18 protein-coding genes and 1 pseudogene are annotated in these 17,424 nt (G+C 42.8%); all 19 read left to right on the top strand.

Translation table 11 applies throughout. The features are described from left to right. The first annotated feature begins 92 nt into the window (after positions 1-92). The 19 genes and pseudogenes from BLCOC_RS22850 (at position 93) to BLCOC_RS22760 (ending at position 17,335) form a co-directional block, all read left to right on the top strand. Positions 93-1,436: a S1C family serine protease gene (locus BLCOC_RS22850; RefSeq protein WP_174717626.1), complete on the top strand. Its 1,344-nt coding sequence runs from the start codon at positions 93-95 to the stop codon at positions 1,434-1,436. Between the two features lie 90 nt (positions 1,437-1,526). Beyond that, positions 1,527-2,477: a 3'-5' exoribonuclease YhaM family protein gene (locus BLCOC_RS22845; RefSeq protein ID WP_029467850.1), complete on the top strand. Its 951-nt coding sequence runs from the start codon at positions 1,527-1,529 to the stop codon at positions 2,475-2,477. A 159-nt stretch (positions 2,478-2,636) separates the two neighbouring features. Then, complete coding sequence (rlmD, locus tag BLCOC_RS22840) at positions 2,637-4,274, top strand: 23S rRNA (uracil(1939)-C(5))-methyltransferase RlmD (RefSeq protein ID WP_115623449.1); 1,638 nt, start codon at positions 2,637-2,639, stop codon at positions 4,272-4,274. 38 nt (positions 4,275-4,312) lie between these two features. Beyond that, positions 4,313-5,176 (top strand): DUF6602 domain-containing protein, encoded by an 864-nt coding sequence (locus tag BLCOC_RS22835; RefSeq protein WP_029467852.1) that lies wholly within the window; start codon positions 4,313-4,315, stop codon positions 5,174-5,176. An 81-nt stretch (positions 5,177-5,257) separates the two neighbouring features. Next, positions 5,258-6,262, top strand: a complete 1,005-nt coding sequence (locus tag BLCOC_RS22830; RefSeq protein ID WP_115623448.1) for a virulence RhuM family protein — start codon at positions 5,258-5,260, stop codon at positions 6,260-6,262. 700 nt (positions 6,263-6,962) lie between these two features. Next, a pseudogene (locus BLCOC_RS27680) lies at positions 6,963-7,719 on the top strand (alpha/beta fold hydrolase). 142 nt (positions 7,720-7,861) lie between these two features. Continuing rightward, positions 7,862-8,272 (top strand): DUF3795 domain-containing protein, encoded by a 411-nt coding sequence (locus tag BLCOC_RS22820; protein WP_115623447.1) that lies wholly within the window; start codon positions 7,862-7,864, stop codon positions 8,270-8,272. Between the two features lie 55 nt (positions 8,273-8,327). Continuing rightward, positions 8,328-8,750, top strand: coding sequence for a DUF3788 domain-containing protein (locus BLCOC_RS22815; protein ID WP_018592939.1), 423 nt, complete (start codon positions 8,328-8,330; stop codon positions 8,748-8,750). A 104-nt stretch (positions 8,751-8,854) separates the two neighbouring features. Further along, positions 8,855-9,406, top strand: a complete 552-nt coding sequence (locus BLCOC_RS22810; protein ID WP_018592938.1) for an AAA family ATPase — start codon at positions 8,855-8,857, stop codon at positions 9,404-9,406. Between the two features lie 236 nt (positions 9,407-9,642). Then, positions 9,643-10,008: an ACT domain-containing protein gene (locus BLCOC_RS22805; RefSeq protein WP_026255237.1), complete on the top strand. Its 366-nt coding sequence runs from the start codon at positions 9,643-9,645 to the stop codon at positions 10,006-10,008. Between the two features lie 8 nt (positions 10,009-10,016). Then, positions 10,017-10,469, top strand: coding sequence for a GNAT family N-acetyltransferase (locus BLCOC_RS22800; RefSeq protein ID WP_029467857.1), 453 nt, complete (start codon positions 10,017-10,019; stop codon positions 10,467-10,469). A 94-nt stretch (positions 10,470-10,563) separates the two neighbouring features. After that, positions 10,564-10,908, top strand: coding sequence for a TIGR04076 family protein (locus BLCOC_RS22795; RefSeq protein WP_115623446.1), 345 nt, complete (start codon positions 10,564-10,566; stop codon positions 10,906-10,908). Between the two features lie 199 nt (positions 10,909-11,107). Continuing rightward, entirely contained in the window at positions 11,108-11,464 is a 357-nt protein-coding gene (locus BLCOC_RS27445; protein WP_029467859.1) for a hypothetical protein, read from the top strand. Then, complete coding sequence (locus BLCOC_RS27675; protein WP_334293987.1) at positions 11,416-11,655, top strand: DUF6783 domain-containing protein; 240 nt, start codon at positions 11,416-11,418, stop codon at positions 11,653-11,655. Before BLCOC_RS27445 ends, BLCOC_RS27675 begins: the two co-directional genes overlap by 49 nt. A 412-nt stretch (positions 11,656-12,067) precedes the next feature. Further along, positions 12,068-12,754, top strand: a complete 687-nt coding sequence (rpiA, locus tag BLCOC_RS22780) for a ribose-5-phosphate isomerase RpiA (RefSeq protein ID WP_115623444.1) — start codon at positions 12,068-12,070, stop codon at positions 12,752-12,754. Positions 12,755-12,951: 197 nt separating this feature from the next. Beyond that, complete coding sequence (locus BLCOC_RS22775) at positions 12,952-13,959, top strand: beta-propeller fold lactonase family protein (RefSeq protein ID WP_115625472.1); 1,008 nt, start codon at positions 12,952-12,954, stop codon at positions 13,957-13,959. Between the two features lie 17 nt (positions 13,960-13,976). After that, complete coding sequence (gndA, locus tag BLCOC_RS22770; RefSeq protein WP_115623443.1) at positions 13,977-15,407, top strand: NADP-dependent phosphogluconate dehydrogenase; 1,431 nt, start codon at positions 13,977-13,979, stop codon at positions 15,405-15,407. Continuing rightward, positions 15,400-16,797 carry a glucose-6-phosphate dehydrogenase gene (gene zwf, locus BLCOC_RS22765; RefSeq protein WP_115623442.1) on the top strand — a complete coding sequence of 466 codons (1,398 nt, stop codon included), beginning with the start codon at positions 15,400-15,402 and terminating at the stop codon, positions 16,795-16,797. Before gndA ends, zwf begins: the two co-directional genes overlap by 8 nt. Positions 16,798-16,891: 94 nt before the next feature. Then, the gene (locus tag BLCOC_RS22760) at positions 16,892-17,335 is read left to right on the top strand and encodes a GNAT family N-acetyltransferase (RefSeq protein ID WP_018592928.1); all 444 of its coding nucleotides are present in this window, start codon (positions 16,892-16,894) and stop codon (positions 17,333-17,335) included. Positions 17,336-17,424: the final 89 nt, after the last annotated feature.

Here is a 17,424-nt window from a genome sequence, read left to right as displayed (position 1 = left end):
TAATTTTCTGCTTCTTCATAAATTGTTCACATCTGTCTGGTAAAATAATAAAAAGTTTATTGCATCTTTTACAGAGCGGCAGGAGATGTGTTATGGATGATGGAAAAAAAGAAAATTTAAGGCACGATGATGAAAAACAGGAACAGGACACCGGAGCAGATAATTACGAGTTCCTGAAAGAGACGATCAAAGAGCGCCCTATTGATAAGAAAAAGCTGGCCAGACATGCCGGCTTTCTTGCGGCCGGCGGAATTCTGTTCGGCCTTGCGGCTGCACTGACATTTGCCTATGTGGAACCCAAGATAGAGAAAAATGTGCAGAGCAAAGAGGTTCCCTATGTAAATATTCCGGGAGACGAGGAACCCGGGACTCAGGAGGAACCGTCTTCTGAGGATAACGGGCAGGGAGAACAGCAGACAGGAGACAATGCTGGGGAGGACAGCCAGGCAGCCCAGGTGGACTCAAGAGAAATCACGCTGGATGATTATAAGAACCTGTATACAGAGATCCTCAAGCAGGCGGAAGAACCTAAAAAAGCCATGGTCACTGTGATCGGCAGCAAAAAGGATGAGGACTGGTTTCAAACACCCTATGAGAATCAGATATCCGGACTGATCGTTGCGGATAACGGGCAGGAGATGTTTATACTCACAGAATACAGGATCGTGGAGAATGTGGATCGGATACAGGTGGTATTCTGTGATGGAAGTATGGTGGATGCCAGATTCCAGAAAGCTGATAAAAATACAGGATTTGCCATTCTGAAGGTTCCTGTGTCTGATATTCCCGCGGAGACAAAGGAAAAAATCATAACAGCGCCTCTTGGAAACTCCTACGGATTAAATCAGGGCGAACCTGTTATTGCAATTGGAAGCCCAATGGGGTATAGTGATTCTGTAGCTTATGGAGTTGTGACTTCTACCACCAATTCTGTGTCAAAAGTGGACGCTGAGTATGGCATTCTCACCACGGATATTGTGGGAAGCGGGGACGGAAGCGGGATCCTTGTGAATCTGAAGGGGGAAGTTGTGGGCGTGATCGCTCAGTCTTTTGCCAAGGCTGACACAAAAAATATCATTACAGGCTTATCTATTTCCCAGACAAAGGATTTGATTGAAAACCTGTCCAATAATAAGGATATTATCTATATGGGAATCACGGGACAGACGATCACCACAGAGATTTCAGAGAAGAAAGGTATTCCCAAAGGTGTCTTTGTGGAAGGCGTTGAGGTGGATTCACCGGCCATGCAGGCCGATATCCGGAATGCGGACGTGATCGTGGAGGTCAACAAAGAGAAGGTGGAGACAGTAAAGGGCTACCAGCAGCAGCTTAAATCCTGCAAAGCCGGATCTGTCATAGAAGTCAAGGCAATGCGCCAGGGAACAGAAGGTTATGTGGAGGTCACTTTTGAAGTGACTTTAGGGGCATTATAATCGGGGACATCATAAAAAGAAAGGATTCTGTGTGAAATGGACACACAGAACCGGCGGCGGACCGGATTTTACCGCGCCGGTGGTTAAAATATGAGATTTATCAATGAACTGCATGAAGGCGAAAAGCTGGCGGGAATATATCTGTGCAAACACAAGCAGCCTGCAGTCACCAAAAACGGAAAACCCTATGAAAATGTGATTTTACAGGACAAGACAGGTACTATAGACGCGAAGATCTGGGATCCCAATTCACTGGGGATCGACGATTTTGATACTTTGGATTATGTGGATGTTGTGGGAGATGTGACCAGTTTTCAAGGCTCTCTGCAGGTGAGCATCAAGCGTGCCCGCAAGGCATCCGAGGGTGAATATGAACCCGGAAATTATCTTCCGGTCAGTGATAAAAGTGTGGAAGCTATGTACGGCGAGCTTCTGAATTTTGTTAGCGGAGTGAAAAATATTTATCTCTCACGTCTTCTGCATAGTTTTTTTGCGGAAGATGAGGCATTTATCAGAGCATTTAAAGGCAATTCCGCTGCAAAGACCGTACACCACGGGTTTATCGGAGGACTTTTGGAGCATACTCTGAGTGTAGTTAAGCTTTGCAGCTATTACTGCAGTACATATCCCATTCTCAATGAAGATCTGCTCATAACAGCAGCTATGCTTCATGATATCGGCAAGACAAAAGAACTCAGCCCGTTTCCTATGAACGATTATACGGATGACGGACAGCTTTTGGGACATATTATGATCGGAGCGGAGATGATCCATGATAAGGCCCGTGAAATTCCCGGGTTTCCGGAGAAGCTGGAGAGTGAGCTGAAGCACTGTATTTTGGCCCATCACGGTGAGCTGGAGTATGGTTCACCAAAAAAACCTGCTCTTGCGGAGGCAGTGGCACTGAACCTTGCAGATAATACGGATGCCAAGATGGAGACCTTGACGGAAATCTTCCGGGCAGCAGGAGATAATAAGGAGTGGCTGGGATATAACCGGCTGTTTGAGTCAAATCTTAGAAAGAGCGGTTGTGAGGAGTAGGAGGAAAGATAATATTTCTGACCTCGCAGTCCAGCCGGGCAGCAAAGCACTGCCTGACTGATAATAAAAAGGGGAGCGGCAGACAGCCATTGGGCAGAAGCCACTCCCTTTTTGGGCCAATGCAGACCGTGGAAATCATATGGATGGAAGGAAGCAGAGATGGAATTTAAAAAGAATGATGTGGTCACAGTGAAAATAGAGGATATGAGCCATGATGGTTCCGGAATCGGAAGAGCGGACGGATATACGCTTTTTATCAAGGATGCTGTGATCGGGGATGAAGTGGAAGCGAAAATCATGAAGACGAAAAAGAATTATGGTTTTGCGCGCCTTATGAATGTGCTTATCCCGTCTCCTGACCGGACGGAGCCGAAATGTCCAAAGGCCAGAGCATGCGGAGGATGCCAGCTCCAGTTTCTCAGTTATGAAAAACAGTTGGAGTTCAAGAGAAACAAGGTGGATGGGAACCTGCGCCATATCGGAGGATTTCAGGATTTTGCCATTGAGAAGGTAATGGGCATGGATGACCCTTGGCGATACAGAAATAAAGCCCAGTTTCCCTTTGGGAAGGATAAAGACGGCAATATTGTGACAGGATTTTATGCAGGCAGAACCCACGCCATCATTCCCAACAGGAATTGTTATCTGGGGGTAGAGGAAAATGAGAAAATCTTGGACATGATCATCTCCTATATGGAAGAAAATCATGTGGAGCCGTACAATGAGGAGACAGGAAAGGGACTTATCCGCCATGCACTGATCCGCTATGGTTTTACCACAAAAGAAATTATGGTATGCCTTATTATCAACGGGGAGAGTCTTCCGAAAAAGGAGAGACTGATCGAAAAGCTTACAAAAATTCAAGGAATGACAAGTATCACGGCGAACGTGAATAAAAAGTGGAGCAATGTGATCTTAGGGGATAAGATCATTCCGCTGTGGGGACAGGATTATATTACGGATTATATCGGAAATGTAAAATACCAGATTTCACCTCTTTCCTTTTATCAGGTCAATCCGGTGCAGACTGTGAAGATCTATGAGACGGCTCTGGAATATGCCGGTCTTACAGGAAAAGAGACAGTTTGGGATCTGTACTGTGGGATTGGAACGATTTCACTGTTTTTAGCACAGAAGGCGAAGCAGGTGTATGGAGTAGAGATCGTGCCAGCAGCTATAGAGGATGCGAAGAGGAATGCGGAGCTGAACGGGATAGAAAATGCAGAGTTTTTTGTGGGGAAGGCAGAGGAGGTTCTGCCAAGGGAGTATGAAGAAAAGGGGATTTATGCAGACGTTATCGTAGTGGATCCGCCGAGAAAGGGATGTGATGAGGCACTGCTCACAACCATGCTGGAGATGAAGCCGGAGAGGATTGTATATGTGAGCTGTGATTCTTCTACATTGGCAAGAGATTTGAAGATTTTGTGCGGTGAGGGGTATGAGTTGGGGAGAGTGGCGGTTTGTGACATGTTTCCGGCTGGGGTGCACGTTGAGACAATCGTGTTGCTTTCCAAACTTAAATCGAGCAAGCATATTGAAGTAGAATTGAAAATGGAGGAACTTGATTTAACTGCGGCGGAGAGTAAAGCCACTTATGACCAGATTAAGGAGTATGTTCTGGAAAAGGCTGGACTTAAAGTATCTAATTTGCATATCGCTCAGGTGAAAGACAAGCATGGGTTAGAGAAGAGGGAGAATTATAATCTTCCTAAATCAAATGATGCAAGACAGCCGAAATGCCCGGAGGAGAAGAAAAAGGCGATTGAGGATGCGTTGGTGTATTTTCAGATGATTTAGTATACAATGATGCTAAGAGGAGTTGGAGGTGAAATAATATGGATGGTAAAAGAATCCAGAATTACTGGTCAAATGAGATGCAAGCCATGTTGGATACTTATAAACAATTTCAAATCTTAATTCCAGCAAAAGATAGAAATGGAGCGGCACATAACGGAGAGGATGGGAGATATGTAGAAACATTAATACGAGAATACCTGAAAAGATATTTACCAAAAGATTTGGAAGTTTTGACGGGATTTGTTTTGAGACCAGCAGTAAAAACAGGATTGAGAAATAGAGTCAGAAAAAATGAAATGGACAGACATTCCACACAGTTAGATATATTAATTTATGATAGTGCTAAATATCCTATTTTTCAGAGATTTGGAGAAAATGTTATAGTTCCACCAGAAGGTGTTGTAGGTATTATTTCTGTGAAAAAGAATTTACATGAAAATGACATAGTACATGAAGCTCAAGCATTGAAGACTGCATCAAAATTATGTCGTTGTGTCGATGATAGTGGTCAGCATTTAAGGGGGCCATTTTTGGCTTTGGTGTCAATGGATGCATTTGAAAAAAAAGAGAAACATACGGAACAATGGATTTTTGAAAAATTAGAAGGAGTTTACTCTAAGAAAGATGATTATTTTGATGATCTAATAGGATATATTGGTTCGTTTAATAAATGGAGCATTTTTAAAAGACGTCCTCAGAATGGAGAAGTTGGAGAATATATATTTTTTAATCATAGTGAGGAAGAAGTACACATGGGATTTCAATTTTTGTTGACAGGAATTTTGAGTGTTTATTATGACAAGACTCGTAACTATATTTCAAGACCAGGATTTACAGCGTTTCCTTCACATAGGGCATGTGACAAAAAATTGGGTGATATAGAAGTTAGGGAAATTCGGTAATTATTTGGTAGGGAATCTTACAGGCATCTAAAGCATTTTTTGAAAAGAAAAAATGAATAAATGGTAAGGAGCGAAGTGTAATTGGATAATTATGGGGAATTTTTAATATATCAGTCAGAGGATGGCTTGACTAACATAGAAGTTAAAATACAGGATGAGACAGTGTGGCTGACACAACAGCAAATGGCGGATTTATTCCAGACATCAAGAACGAATATAGTGGAACATATAAAACACATTTATGAAGAGAGAGAACTTGATGAAAATTCAACCTGTCGGAAATTCCGACAGGTTCGAAAAGAAGGAAATCGTGAGGTGTTAAGAGAGTTACAATACTATAATCTTGATATGATTATATCCCTTGGTTATAGAGTCAAGTCCAAAATTGCCACAAATTTTCGCCGATGGGCTACCGAACGCTTAAAAGAGTATATGATAAAAGGCTTTACAATGGATGACGAAAGGCTAAAAAAACTGGGTGGTGGAAACTACTGGAAAGAGTTGTTAGATCGTATACGAGACATTCGTTCGTCTGAAAAGGTTATGTATCGCCAGGTGCTCGATTTGTATGCGACAAGTGTTGATTATAACCCCAAGAGCAGTGAATCTGTTGCATTTTTTAAAATGGTGCAAAACAAATTACACTATGCAGCACATGGACATACAGCGGCAGAAGCCATATACGAGCGTGCAGATGCAAATGAGCCTTTTATGGGATTGAAAAGTTTTTCTGGTGATTTTCCTGTATTAAAAGATATTAGTATTGCAAAGAATTATCTTAATGATGAGGAATTAAAAATTTTAAATAATATCGTGTCAGGATACTTTGATTTTGCTGAGATTCAAGCTATGCGCCATAATCCTATGTATATGGCAGATTACGTGGAGCATTTGGATAATGTGTTAAAAACCACAGGTGAAAAGGTGTTGCATGGAGCAGGAACGATTAGTCATGTGCAGGCAATTGAGAAAGCGACAAAAGAGTATAGAAAGTATCAGGCACAGAACTTGTCGCCGGTTGAAGAGGAGTATCTGGAAACCATTAAAAATATTCATAGCACAATAAAGAAAAATGGTGATAATTGATAAGGAAATATGCTGCTATGTGAATTACAAAGTTAACAAAATTTTTGAAAGAAAGTGTACATATAAGTTTGGACAACGATAATCACGTTGAGACAGTTGTACTTTTGTCCCATAAGTCGTAAGATAGCATCATTACTATGAAGGGGTAATTTGGGGAAGTTGAAGTGACTTAATGGATGAAGGAATATTTGAGATAACAGAGCAGAAAGTCCGGCTGAATCAAAAAACTTATGAAGTTTATCTTCCATTAGCGGGGGAGGAATGGATAAAATAAAAGTGATGAGAGGGTAATTATATGGAGTATAGCATTTGTCCATATTGCAAAATAGAAATATTCAAAAGAAATGATAGAAACTCTGTTGCAAATATCGCAAGCGAAGAGAAAATTTATATGGGCAAATAACAAGGTTTTGTTCTGTGGTTTTCAGAAAAATGATACCACAGAGCAAAACCTTTATTTTTTATGTGAAACAATCAAATCAGAAAGACTATACTCCAGTCCAAAAGCACAAATTTGTATATATAAAAGCAAAAATTAGTGGATTCTACACCGTCATATGGTATACTGAATGCATATCAGGAAAGAGAGGATGCAAAATATGGGAATTTGGATGAAAAGGCACTAACGGCAAGGTGTTGGTGTTTTACAAGCCTTGCTAATCAGGAAACAAAAAACTGAGGTACGATTAGGAGGCAGATCATGTCATATTTTTATTATCAAAGAAAAAAGATTTATTATACCGAAGCAGGAAAAGGAGAACCTGTGCTGTTTTTACATGGTAATACAGCATCTTCCAAGATGTTTGAATTACTCATGCCGTTATATGAGGACAGATTTCATGTGATCCTCATTGATTTTCTGGGGCATGGAAAGTCAGACCGTCTAGAAGAATTCCCGGCAGATCTTTGGATCGAAGAAGCAAGGCAGACAGTTGCACTGCTGGAACATTTGAAGCTGGGGGGGGGGGGTGAATCTGGTAGGAACCAGCGGCGGCGCCTGGGTTGCCATAAATGCAGCTTTAGAGCGTCCGGAGTTGGTCGGCAAGGTGGTAGCTGACAGCTTTGACGGAAGGACACTGGCAGATGACTTTTCAGAAAATCTGATTCAGGAGCGTAGAAGCTCCAGGACAGACCAGATGGCAGTTGAGTTTTATCGTTGGTGCCAGGGAGAGGACTGGGAGTGTATTGTGGATATGGACACGACGGCTTTGGTCAAATGCGCAGAGGAAAAGCTTCCGCTATTCACAAGACCGCTTAGCAGTCTGCAGGCTCCGCTCCTGCTTATGGGGAGTAAAGGGGACGAAATGTCCAGAGCGGATTTTCAGGAGGAGTATTGCGCAATAGCCCAAGAAACAGGAGCTGAAATTTGTGTGTTTCCAGAAGGAGCACATCCGGCGATTCTGTCTAATGCAGAACAAGCAGCAGAAGTTATAGGCATGTTTCTGAATCAGCGGTAAAAGAATTGGAAACATGACATACAGTTGGCATATTAATTGTGATAAGATATTGATGTATCAAGCTGTAGGATGAAGTGAGAAGGGGCATGGACAAATATTTAAAATAGGTGTTCATGCCCTTTCTATAGAGGAGCGAAGGGATATGAAAATGCCGGAAAAAACAGAGACTGCTATGTTTGCACCATGTGGAATGAACTGCCTGGTGTGTTACAAACACTGTTACCATAAGAGGCCATGTGCAGGCTGTCATAAGAGTGATTTGGGAAAGCCGGAACATTGCAGGAAGTGTAAAATCAAAGACTGTGCAAAAGAGCGGAAACTCACCTATTGTTTTGAATGTTCTTCTTACCCATGCAGGCAGATAAAGGCGTTGGATAAAAGCTATCGTACCCGATATCATGCCAGCCTCATAGAGAACAGCACAACTGTCCGGGAACAGGGAGTGCCGGAATTTTTAGAGAAACAGAGAGAAAAATACACTTGCCCAAAATGCGGCGGTATTATATCAATCCATGACGGCGAGTGCAGTGAATGCCAGTACAAGGTGTGGTAATGGAAAAGACAAGAAGAGAAAGCTAAACTGGAAATAAAGGAGTATTTTATTCATTATGATTGATATTAAGGATATGGGTTATAGTCCGTCTATTGCAGAAATAGGGGATTCTATTGGTTTGCCATTATTTGAAGTGTTTTGCCGGTACATGGACGAGGAATATCAGGCAGTCCGAAAAATCGAATACAGCAAAGATGTATGGGCGCGGGGCTGGAATGTTAAGTTCAGGAAAGCAGGAAAATCGTTATGTGTGGTTTATCCAAAAAACAAATATTTTACTGTGCTGGTTGTGGTGAGCAATAAAGAAAAGGAGCGTGTGGAGAATATGCTTCCATATCTTTCCGGAGAACTTCAGGAGCTATACCGTAATACGAAGGAAGGAAACGGCCAGAGATGGCTGATGATCGATCTGTATTCGGACGATGAAGTTTACCAGGATGTATTACAGCTCATCCGCATTCGCAGAGAAAGCAGATAAGGGATAGAAAGAACGGAGATTTGCCGGACAGCTTTGTGGTTTGATATAATTCGTTAAAAAACAGGTATTTATTAGGAGAAGGAATAATATGGAGACGAAATAATATGGAGACGAAGCAAGGAAGAATGATCATAATTACCGGTCCACCGGGAACCGGGAAAACGACAACAGCGTCAGTCATTGCAATGGAATCCGACTTGGAAAAGTCTGTGCACATGCATACAGATGATTTTTATCACTATCTTTGTAAGGGTGCAGTCCCCCCATATTTGCCGGAGGCAAACGAACAGAATTTGATCATTATCGAAGCTTTTCTTGAAGCGGCAAAACGATATGTGCGAGGTGGGTATGATGTCATAGTGGATGGAATTGTTGGACCATGGTTTTTGGAGCCTTGGATAAAAACCGCCCGTGAGAACTATGAAGTACACTATATTATTTTAAGGGCGGGCAAGGACGAAACAATGAAACGTGCTGTTGAACGCTCAAAATTAAGTATGGCAGTCAATATACAATTAGTAGAAACCATGTGGGGACAATTTAATCATTTAGACAGCTATGAAGCCAATGTTATAAATACAACAAATCATTCTATTGAAGAAACCGTTTCGGTAATAAAAGACAAAATTGAGAAGAAAAGCTGTCTGCTCATTTAATATATTTAAACAATATTTGGTTGTCTGGACAAAGGATATGAAAAAAATTCTTGGGATCAGCCATAATGGGATGAATCAAGCAGGAATATAGAGATGTCTTTCTGGGGATTTTTGAAGAAAACAGGAGAGCCGGCCATTTTTATGAATGCTTTGGATCCTCTCCTATTAATGTCTATTTAAAAGAGGAAACTTTCAATTTAACTAAATTAAAAACTTTGAATATAAAAGGAGAAAATGTGGAACTCAAAAAAATCGACTATAATTTTTCTGTCTGCAGGGTAAACGATTATTCTCAAACAGATTTCGACAGTGAATACTGCTTTATTGGAAAGACGGATGAGGAAAAGTCCTTAGTGTGTCTGACGGACAATGTGCCAAGTAATGCGACGGTATGCGACAATGGTTGGAAAGCGTTTAGAATACAGGGGATTTTGGATTTTTCTCTTATAGGTATTCTTTCGAGGATTTCCACTCTGCTGGCAGATAATAAAATTGGTATTTTTGCAATATCAACCTATAATACGGACTACATTCTTGTAAAACAAGAGAATTATGATAAAGCATTAGATATTCTGTTAAAAGCAGGTTATAAGATTGTTTAAGGAGTAAAATGTTCACAATACAGAGCTATGATATAAAATGCCAAAATTATTTAGTAGGATTTCTGCAGGAATGCCTGCCGCAGTCTGGCAGAAAATTAGAATTAACGGGACGCCATAAAATGTACTGCAATATCAATGATTCTTTTGAGGATTTTTGGTGTCTGTTTGATGATGAGAACATAATTGGTACAGTCGCTCTAAAGAGATTAGATGCCAGGCGCTGCGAATTAAAATCTTTATATCTTCTGGAAAAATATCATGGGATGAAATTAGGCTGTCAATTACTGCAGACAGCAATAACAAAAGCACAGCAGGACGGATATCAGGAGATACTTCTTGATACATTATCATCCAGTAAAAAGGCTATTTCTTTGTATGAAAAAGCCGGGTTTATCAGAACGGAAAGATACAATACCAATTATACGGCAGATGTGTTTATGTCATTAAAATTTGGTGAATAGCAATAAATTGTATTTTCCGTAGATATCCTGCAGGCGGTGACGCGCATCTTGCAAAAGGTAGTTTTTTATACACTCATGGAGGGGAAATTAGTTGATGAAGAAAGTTAAAATTACAGTGCTGAAAACAACATTAGACAAGGAATTAGCCGCAGAATATGGGGTAAAAGGGCTTACGGCCTGTCCTATGCTCAAAGCCGGACAGGTATTTTATGCAGACTATGCCAAACCGGAAGGGTTATGTGATGAGGCGTGGAAGGCCATTTATCAATATGTATTTGCACTGGCTCACGGAGCCGGCAGTGAGACTTTTTATTATGGAGACTGGATCAGAAAGCCAGGGGTGGCTGTCTGCAGCTGCAACGACGGGCTGAGACCTGTTATATTCAAGCTGGAAGCCACTGACATGGAAGCGCAGATTAACTATGAACCGGTGAGATAGTACCGAGGCCAGACTGCAGTTTTTGCAGTCTATGTGCATGATTTTGCTGCTATGAAGCCGAATAGCTGAATAGTAACCAGGAAACTGCCAAGTTATGAGTTAAAATATAAAATAAATATTAAATAAAGTACACATCTTCTTTTTATCTGGACTTTATGTTAGAATATAGATATTCCAAAAGAAAGAAGGTATGTCAATTATGGAAAAAGCAGTATTAGATTTTGTTGTTGAGAAAACACATGATTTAATGAATGCGGCATCATGCAGCAGTGAGGCAAAGACAGCAGCTCAGGCCTGGCTGGATGCTCTTGGAACGGAAAAAGAGGCAGAAGAGACCAAAAAATACATAGCTGAGCTGGAAGCGGATATTATGCCGATTGACGGTCTCATCGCTTTCGCAGAATCTGATGCCGGTGCACAGGTTTTCGGCGCTGATAAAGCGAAGAATGTTGCAGCACACGCCAAGGAGATCAAAGCCGCAGGAGCAAAATACTGTGACTGTCCGGCATGTGCAGCCGCAGAAGCCATACTCGAAAAGAAAGACTGCATTCTTTGATCCGAAACGCGAGAGTGTGTCTGAAAATACGTTCCGGTAATCTGTACGTCCCACTTTGCGGCATATTTGATTCCAATTCGGTCAACGCAGTCCGCTGCGCTTGCCCCATTAGAGCCAAATCTTCTGCGGATTGTGACGCACAGCATGCTGAAAGCAATTTTCAGATACACTCTGATTTTTTGACTATTTGACAATAACCTTACGTTTTGATTTTTTACGGAAAAATAAGAGGTATACAGAACTATTTCTATATGACCAGTGAATATCCTTTGTTATATATAGTGGATATCTTATTATGACTGGCAGAATATTCTATATATACAGTGATTAAAAAGTAATTAAACAGTAATTAAACAGTGAGTAATCTATGTATATTCTGCATTTATACAAAATAGAATAGAGCGTGTGATTTGTACAGCCATAGCTTTATAAATGAATGTTTTCATTTTTAAAGCTATGGCTTTGTTTATATAAACAAAAAAATACATTGACAAAAATAACTGTAACAAATATAATTACATTAATGCTATTATACTCACATATACATCAAGCGCAAAAGAGTGAGAATCATTCATTTGGGGAATAACAAAAAGGGGTGGGAAAATGAACAGCAAAAAAGAGCAGCAAAAACATCAGGTAGCCAGGACTGCAGCAGATTATATTAAAGAAGGTATGACCATTGGGCTTGGTTCTGGGACGACATCCCATTACCTGATTCAGGAAGCAGGTAAAAAATACGCTGAAGGCATTCATTTTTATGGGATCGCAACATCACGGGAGTCAGAACAACTGGCGGCGTCTCTGGGAATACCGCTGCTTGAACCGGAACAGACAGATAAGATTCATCTGGCAATTGACGGTGTGGACGAAATAGATAAGGATTTCAGAGCTGTCAAAGGCGGCGGCGGTGCACTTTTAAGAGAAAAGATTATTGCATCCTGGGCAGAAGAAGTCATCTGGATCATGGATGAGAGCAAGTTGGTTGAGCGTTTGGGGGCTTTTCCATTTCCTGTGGAGGCAGTTCCTTTTGGAATGCCCTTTGTCAAACAAAAAATTACAGATATGGGGGCAGTGCCGGTCCTGCGTATGCGGGAAGACAGACCTTATCTGACAGACAGCGGCAATTATATCCTGGATATAAAGTTTTTACAGGATACAGATATATCCCTTGCAGCAGAATGGATACACAATATGCCGGGAGTTGTGGAGACCGGATACTTTGGGCAGATGTGCAGCCGTATTGTGGTAGGTACAGAGTCTGGTGTGAAAGTTATGGAAAACCCAATTTAGCCGACTGGAAAGTCAGGCTAAAAGGGTGTACTGAAAAGCCAGTCAAAAAAGGCCGACCGGAAGATCAGACGAAAAAGGTGTACTGGAAAGCCATTCAAAAACCGACCGGAAAAATAGACGAAACAGGCTATAAAGGCGGAATATCAACACAGAACATTATCCATCAGCAAGAAAAGGAAGTTCAGGAGGCGGAAGTCATGGGAAATATAAATGGATTTATCGGCACATATGCTTCTGAAAAAAGTAAAGGTGTATACCGGTTTACATTTGACACAGACAGCGGAACTTTAGGAAGACCGGATCTGTTTTATGAAGCAAGAGACGCAAAATGGGTATCCCTGTTCCAAAGTACCATGGCGGTTCCTGTGGCAAAGGATGAACGAGCAGGCACCTGTCTTCTGGATATTTCAGAGGGAAAAGCGGAAGTCCTCGGGGAAGTATTGGAGGAAAAGCATACACCTTGTTATATTCTTCAGGATGACACATATGTATATACCGCGAACTATCACGAAGGACTGGTTATGATATATGAAAAGAGGCCGAGAGAAAGGGATGGACTGCTCCTTGTAAAAAAGATAGCCGTAGGACATTTGGCAGGATGTCATCAGATCATATTCCACGGCACACTGATGCTGGTGCCCTGCCTGATGCTTGATCGGATCCTGTGCTTTGATAGAACCGCAGATTTTGAAAAAACCGGAGAACTGATCTTTCCGGAAAACAGCGGTCCCAGGCACGGAGTATTTAACCGGGAGCACAGTAAATTCTGGGTCGTCAGCGAGCGGAGCAATGAGGTTTATTGTTTTTCAGTAAAAGGTGAGAGCTTTCATCTAATGGAGACATTGCCGATTCTGGAGACACTGCCGCTTCCGGATATGCTGCCGGTTCTGGAGCGGGAGGCATGTGCGGCTGCCGCTGTGCGTCTTTCTGATGATGAACGTTTTTTGTACATTTCCCTGCGGGGAGCAGATCAGATCGCAGTCTTAAAAGTGGATGGAGAACACATGGAACTGGTGGAAAGAGTTTCCAGTCAGGGTGAGCATCCCCGCGACTTCATACTCAGCAAGGATGGGCAGTTTCTATTGACCGTCAATCGGAACTGCGGGGGCCTTGTCAGTATGAAAAGAGACCTCGACAGCGGAAAGATAGTAAAGATAACAGGACGGGCAGAAATCTCTCAGGGGGTTTCTGTAATACTGGAATAAATAAAAGGAGGCAGATTATGCAGAAAACAGATATAGGAATCATAGGCCTGGCAGTCATGGGGAGAAGCTTGGCACTCAATATGGCAGATCACGGATTTAAAGTAGGCGGTTATAACAGAAGCAGAGAAGTGACGGAAAATGTGATAAAGGAACATCCCCATAAAAATCTGATCCCGTTTTATACATTGGAGGAACTGGTTCATTCCCAGGAACGGCCCAGAAAATTCATGATGATGGTAAAAGCAGGAAAGCCGGTAGACGCAGTGATCAGCCAGTTGGAACCTTTGCTGGAAGAGGGGGATATTCTCATTGACGGCGGGAATTCCTTTTTTGAGGATACAAGAAGGCGTACAGAAGAGCTTGGAAAAAAGGGCATCCACTACTTTGGCGTGGGAGTATCCGGAGGGGAAAAGGGTGCGCGTTTCGGCCCGTCTATTATGCCCGGAGGCAATGAACAGGCCTATCAGGAGATCGCGCCTATTCTGGAGGCAATCGCCGCGAAAGCACAGGGTGAGCCGTGCTGCGCATACATGGGACCGGACGGAGCCGGCCACTATGTAAAAATGGTGCACAATGGAATTGAATATGCAGATATGCAGCTCATTGCAGAGGCCTACCTGCTTTTAAAGTATGCAGGGGGCTTCACCAATCAGGAGCTGGCAGATGAATTCTCTGAGTGGAACAGAGGAGAATTGAAAAGCTTTCTTATCGGCATAACAGCCGGAATCTTCAGCGAAGCGGATGATTTTGAAGAGGGTCAGCTGGTGGATTACATTGTGGACAGTGCGGGGCAGAAAGGCACCGGAAGGTGGACAAGTCTGGAATCTCTGAAACAGGGGGTAAATGTCTCTATGATCACAGCCGCCTGCAATGCCAGGATCATGTCAAACCGTCTGGAGCAGCGGGCGGAAGCCAAAAAAGTGATCCCGGGGCCGAAAATCCCGGAAGGGGAACAGAAGACAGGTGTGCAGAAGGGCGAGTTCGCAAAGCTTGTCAGAGAAGGACTTTATGCGGCGAAAATTGCAGCCTATGCGCAGGGATTTGATCTGTTGTCTCATGCTTCTGTGGAATACGGATGGAATCTGGATTTTGGCAGGATCGCAGCCATATTTCGTGCAGGGTGCATTATCCAGGCAGAGTTTTTAAATGATATCACCAGAGCCTTTGAGAAGGATCCCAAGCTGAATAATCTGATACTGGACGAAATTTTCCTTGATAAGATCAGCAGAAATCAGGAGAGTCTGCGCAGAGTGCTTTCCTGCGGTATCTTGTCAGGAATCCCTATGCCGGCCATGAGCCAGGCCGCTGCATATCTGGACGCATTCAGGGGAATGCCTGTGGGAGCCAATCTGATCCAGGCACAGAGAGACTGTTTTGGTGCCCATACCTATGAACGCATTGACAGGAAAGGCACCTTCCACCATGAATGGGGGCAGGGATATGAATAAAAAACTTACGTTTACCATATTCGGGGGAACCGGTGATCTGACGTTCCGGAAACTGCTGCCGGCCCTTTACAATATGTCCGTCTCTACGAAAACGGAATCTGTCGGCCGGGTCATCATCATTGGAAGAAGGGATTATACCAGTGAACAGTACAGGGTGATAGCCAGGGACTGGGTGGAAAAATTTGCCCGTCTACCCTATAAAGAAAAGGATTATGACAGACTGGCAGCAGGTATTTTCTATTACAAGATGGATTTTACAGATGAAACCGCCTATGAACAGCTCAATGAATTTTACAGGGAGATGGAGGCCGGAAGCCATATTTTCTATTTTGCGGTAGCACCAAGGTTTTTCGCGTCCATTGTGGCAGGGCTTGCCCGGGTAGAAACGGCCTGTTATGGAAAAGTGGTCCTGGAGAAGCCCTTTGGGGAAAATCTGACGGCGGCAAAAGCGCTGAATGAAAAAATGGAGAACTTTTTTCATCCGGATAACATTTACCGGATCGACCACTATCTTGGGAAGGAGATGGTGCGGAATATACAGACCATACGGTTTGCCAACCCTATTTTTTCCGGAGTATGGGATGCAGAGCACATTGAATGTATACAGATTTCAGCCCTTGAGGAAGTGGGGGTGGAGACAAGAGGCGGATACTATGACCACAGCGGGGCCATGAAGGATATGGTGCAGAATCACTTGTTTCAGATCCTCTCTATTGTGGCTATGGAACAGCCGGGGGAACTGATGCTGGCAGGGGAGGAGATGCACAGGGAACAGATTCGTGTGCTGTCCGCGCTGCACACTCCCGAGAAGATTGAGGAAAGCCTTGTCCTGGGTCAATATAAAGGTTATAGGGAAGAAAATGCGGTGGCAGAGGACTCTATGACGGAAAGCTACGCAGCTTTGAAAGTTTTTCTGGACAATGACAGATGGAAAGGCATGCCTTTCTATATCCGTACAGGGAAGAAACTGGGGCACAGGGAGATGCAGGTCCTTGTGGTATTTAAACCTGCCGCGCCTCAGGTGCAGTCCAATATTTTGAATATTAAAATACAGCCCACAGAAGGAGTGTATCTTCAGTTCAATATTAAAAAGCCGGGTGAACAGGACGAGATCGCCCAGGCAAAAATGGATTTCTGCCAGAGCTGTTCTTTCATAAACCAGATGAACACACCGGAGGCATATGAAAGACTTTTGGGAGCCTGTGTCAGAGGGGAGCGCTTTTGGTTTTCCCAGTGGGATCAGATTGAAGCAAGCTGGAAATATGTAGATGATATAAGGAGAAGGTATCACGAAAAACATCTTCCCGTCTATGAATACGAACCGGGCAGCTATGGACCTGAGGCCGCGGAAAAAATGCTGGAGAGATCAGGCGATTCTTGGCTGAACTGACAGATGGGTATAGTGAAGATCTGTTACTATCCTTATATCCTTAGACTCAGCAGCAGAAAAACAGAACAAACAAAGAAAAGATCGGGAGAAAGCTATGGAAATAAAAAAACACAGTTTACGTGATCCACAGTTAATAAAAGAACTGGTGGATATATGGCACGCGTCTGTCCTTGCGACCCACACATTTCTGACAGAGAGGGATATTGAGAAGATTGCGGAATATGTTCCGGATGCTGTCAAAAATATTCCTACACTTATTACCGCAGAGCAGAGAGGCGTGGTGATTGGGTTTGCCGGAGTTGACGGGGAAAAACTGGAGATGTTATTTATCCACCCTGATTTCAGAGGGCAGGGAACAGGAAAACAGATCGTGGAATATCTTTTAGAAAACTGTGGAATCAAAGAGGTCTGTGTAAATGAGCAGAATCCACAGGCAAAAGGATTTTACGAGCACATGGGATTTGAAGTTTACAGAAGAACGGAAACAGATGAACAGGGCAATGCCTTTCCGATCCTGTATATGAAATACAAAAAATAATCGGATAGACAGCCGCAGCAGTATATGGCAAATTTTATATTGAGCCATATACTACTGCGGCATTTTTATTTCCAAAGCCGGGAAACAGA

The organism is Blautia coccoides (genome assembly GCF_034355335.1).
GTDB lineage: Bacteria > Bacillota > Clostridia > Lachnospirales > Lachnospiraceae > Blautia > Blautia producta.
This window is presented reverse-complemented; position numbering and strand designations above follow the sequence as displayed.

What these genes read in the sequence shown, in the direction of transcription:
- BLCOC_RS22820 (WP_115623447.1), top strand. Translation starts at nt 7,862, where the DNA reads ATGAAAATGCCGGAAAAAACAGAGACTGCTATGTTTGCACCATGTGGA.
- zwf (WP_115623442.1), top strand. Translation starts at nt 15,400, where the DNA reads ATGAATAAAAAACTTACGTTTACCATATTCGGGGGAACCGGTGATCTG.
- BLCOC_RS22835 (WP_029467852.1), top strand. Translation starts at nt 4,313, where the DNA reads ATGGATGGTAAAAGAATCCAGAATTACTGGTCAAATGAGATGCAAGCC.
- BLCOC_RS22760 (WP_018592928.1), top strand. Translation starts at nt 16,892, where the DNA reads ATGGAAATAAAAAAACACAGTTTACGTGATCCACAGTTAATAAAAGAA.
- BLCOC_RS22815 (WP_018592939.1), top strand. Translation starts at nt 8,328, where the DNA reads ATGATTGATATTAAGGATATGGGTTATAGTCCGTCTATTGCAGAAATA.
- BLCOC_RS22775 (WP_115625472.1), top strand. Translation starts at nt 12,952, where the DNA reads ATGGGAAATATAAATGGATTTATCGGCACATATGCTTCTGAAAAAAGT.
- BLCOC_RS22800 (WP_029467857.1), top strand. Translation starts at nt 10,017, where the DNA reads ATGTTCACAATACAGAGCTATGATATAAAATGCCAAAATTATTTAGTA.
- rlmD (WP_115623449.1), top strand. Translation starts at nt 2,637, where the DNA reads ATGGAATTTAAAAAGAATGATGTGGTCACAGTGAAAATAGAGGATATG.
- BLCOC_RS22810 (WP_018592938.1), top strand. Translation starts at nt 8,855, where the DNA reads ATGGAGACGAAGCAAGGAAGAATGATCATAATTACCGGTCCACCGGGA.
- BLCOC_RS27445 (WP_029467859.1), top strand. Translation starts at nt 11,108, where the DNA reads ATGGAAAAAGCAGTATTAGATTTTGTTGTTGAGAAAACACATGATTTA.
- rpiA (WP_115623444.1), top strand. Translation starts at nt 12,068, where the DNA reads ATGAACAGCAAAAAAGAGCAGCAAAAACATCAGGTAGCCAGGACTGCA.
- BLCOC_RS22845 (WP_029467850.1), top strand. Translation starts at nt 1,527, where the DNA reads ATGAGATTTATCAATGAACTGCATGAAGGCGAAAAGCTGGCGGGAATA.
- BLCOC_RS22795 (WP_115623446.1), top strand. Translation starts at nt 10,564, where the DNA reads ATGAAGAAAGTTAAAATTACAGTGCTGAAAACAACATTAGACAAGGAA.
- BLCOC_RS22850 (WP_174717626.1), top strand. Translation starts at nt 93, where the DNA reads ATGGATGATGGAAAAAAAGAAAATTTAAGGCACGATGATGAAAAACAG.
- gndA (WP_115623443.1), top strand. Translation starts at nt 13,977, where the DNA reads ATGCAGAAAACAGATATAGGAATCATAGGCCTGGCAGTCATGGGGAGA.
- BLCOC_RS27675 (WP_334293987.1), top strand. Translation starts at nt 11,416, where the DNA reads ATGTGCAGCCGCAGAAGCCATACTCGAAAAGAAAGACTGCATTCTTTG.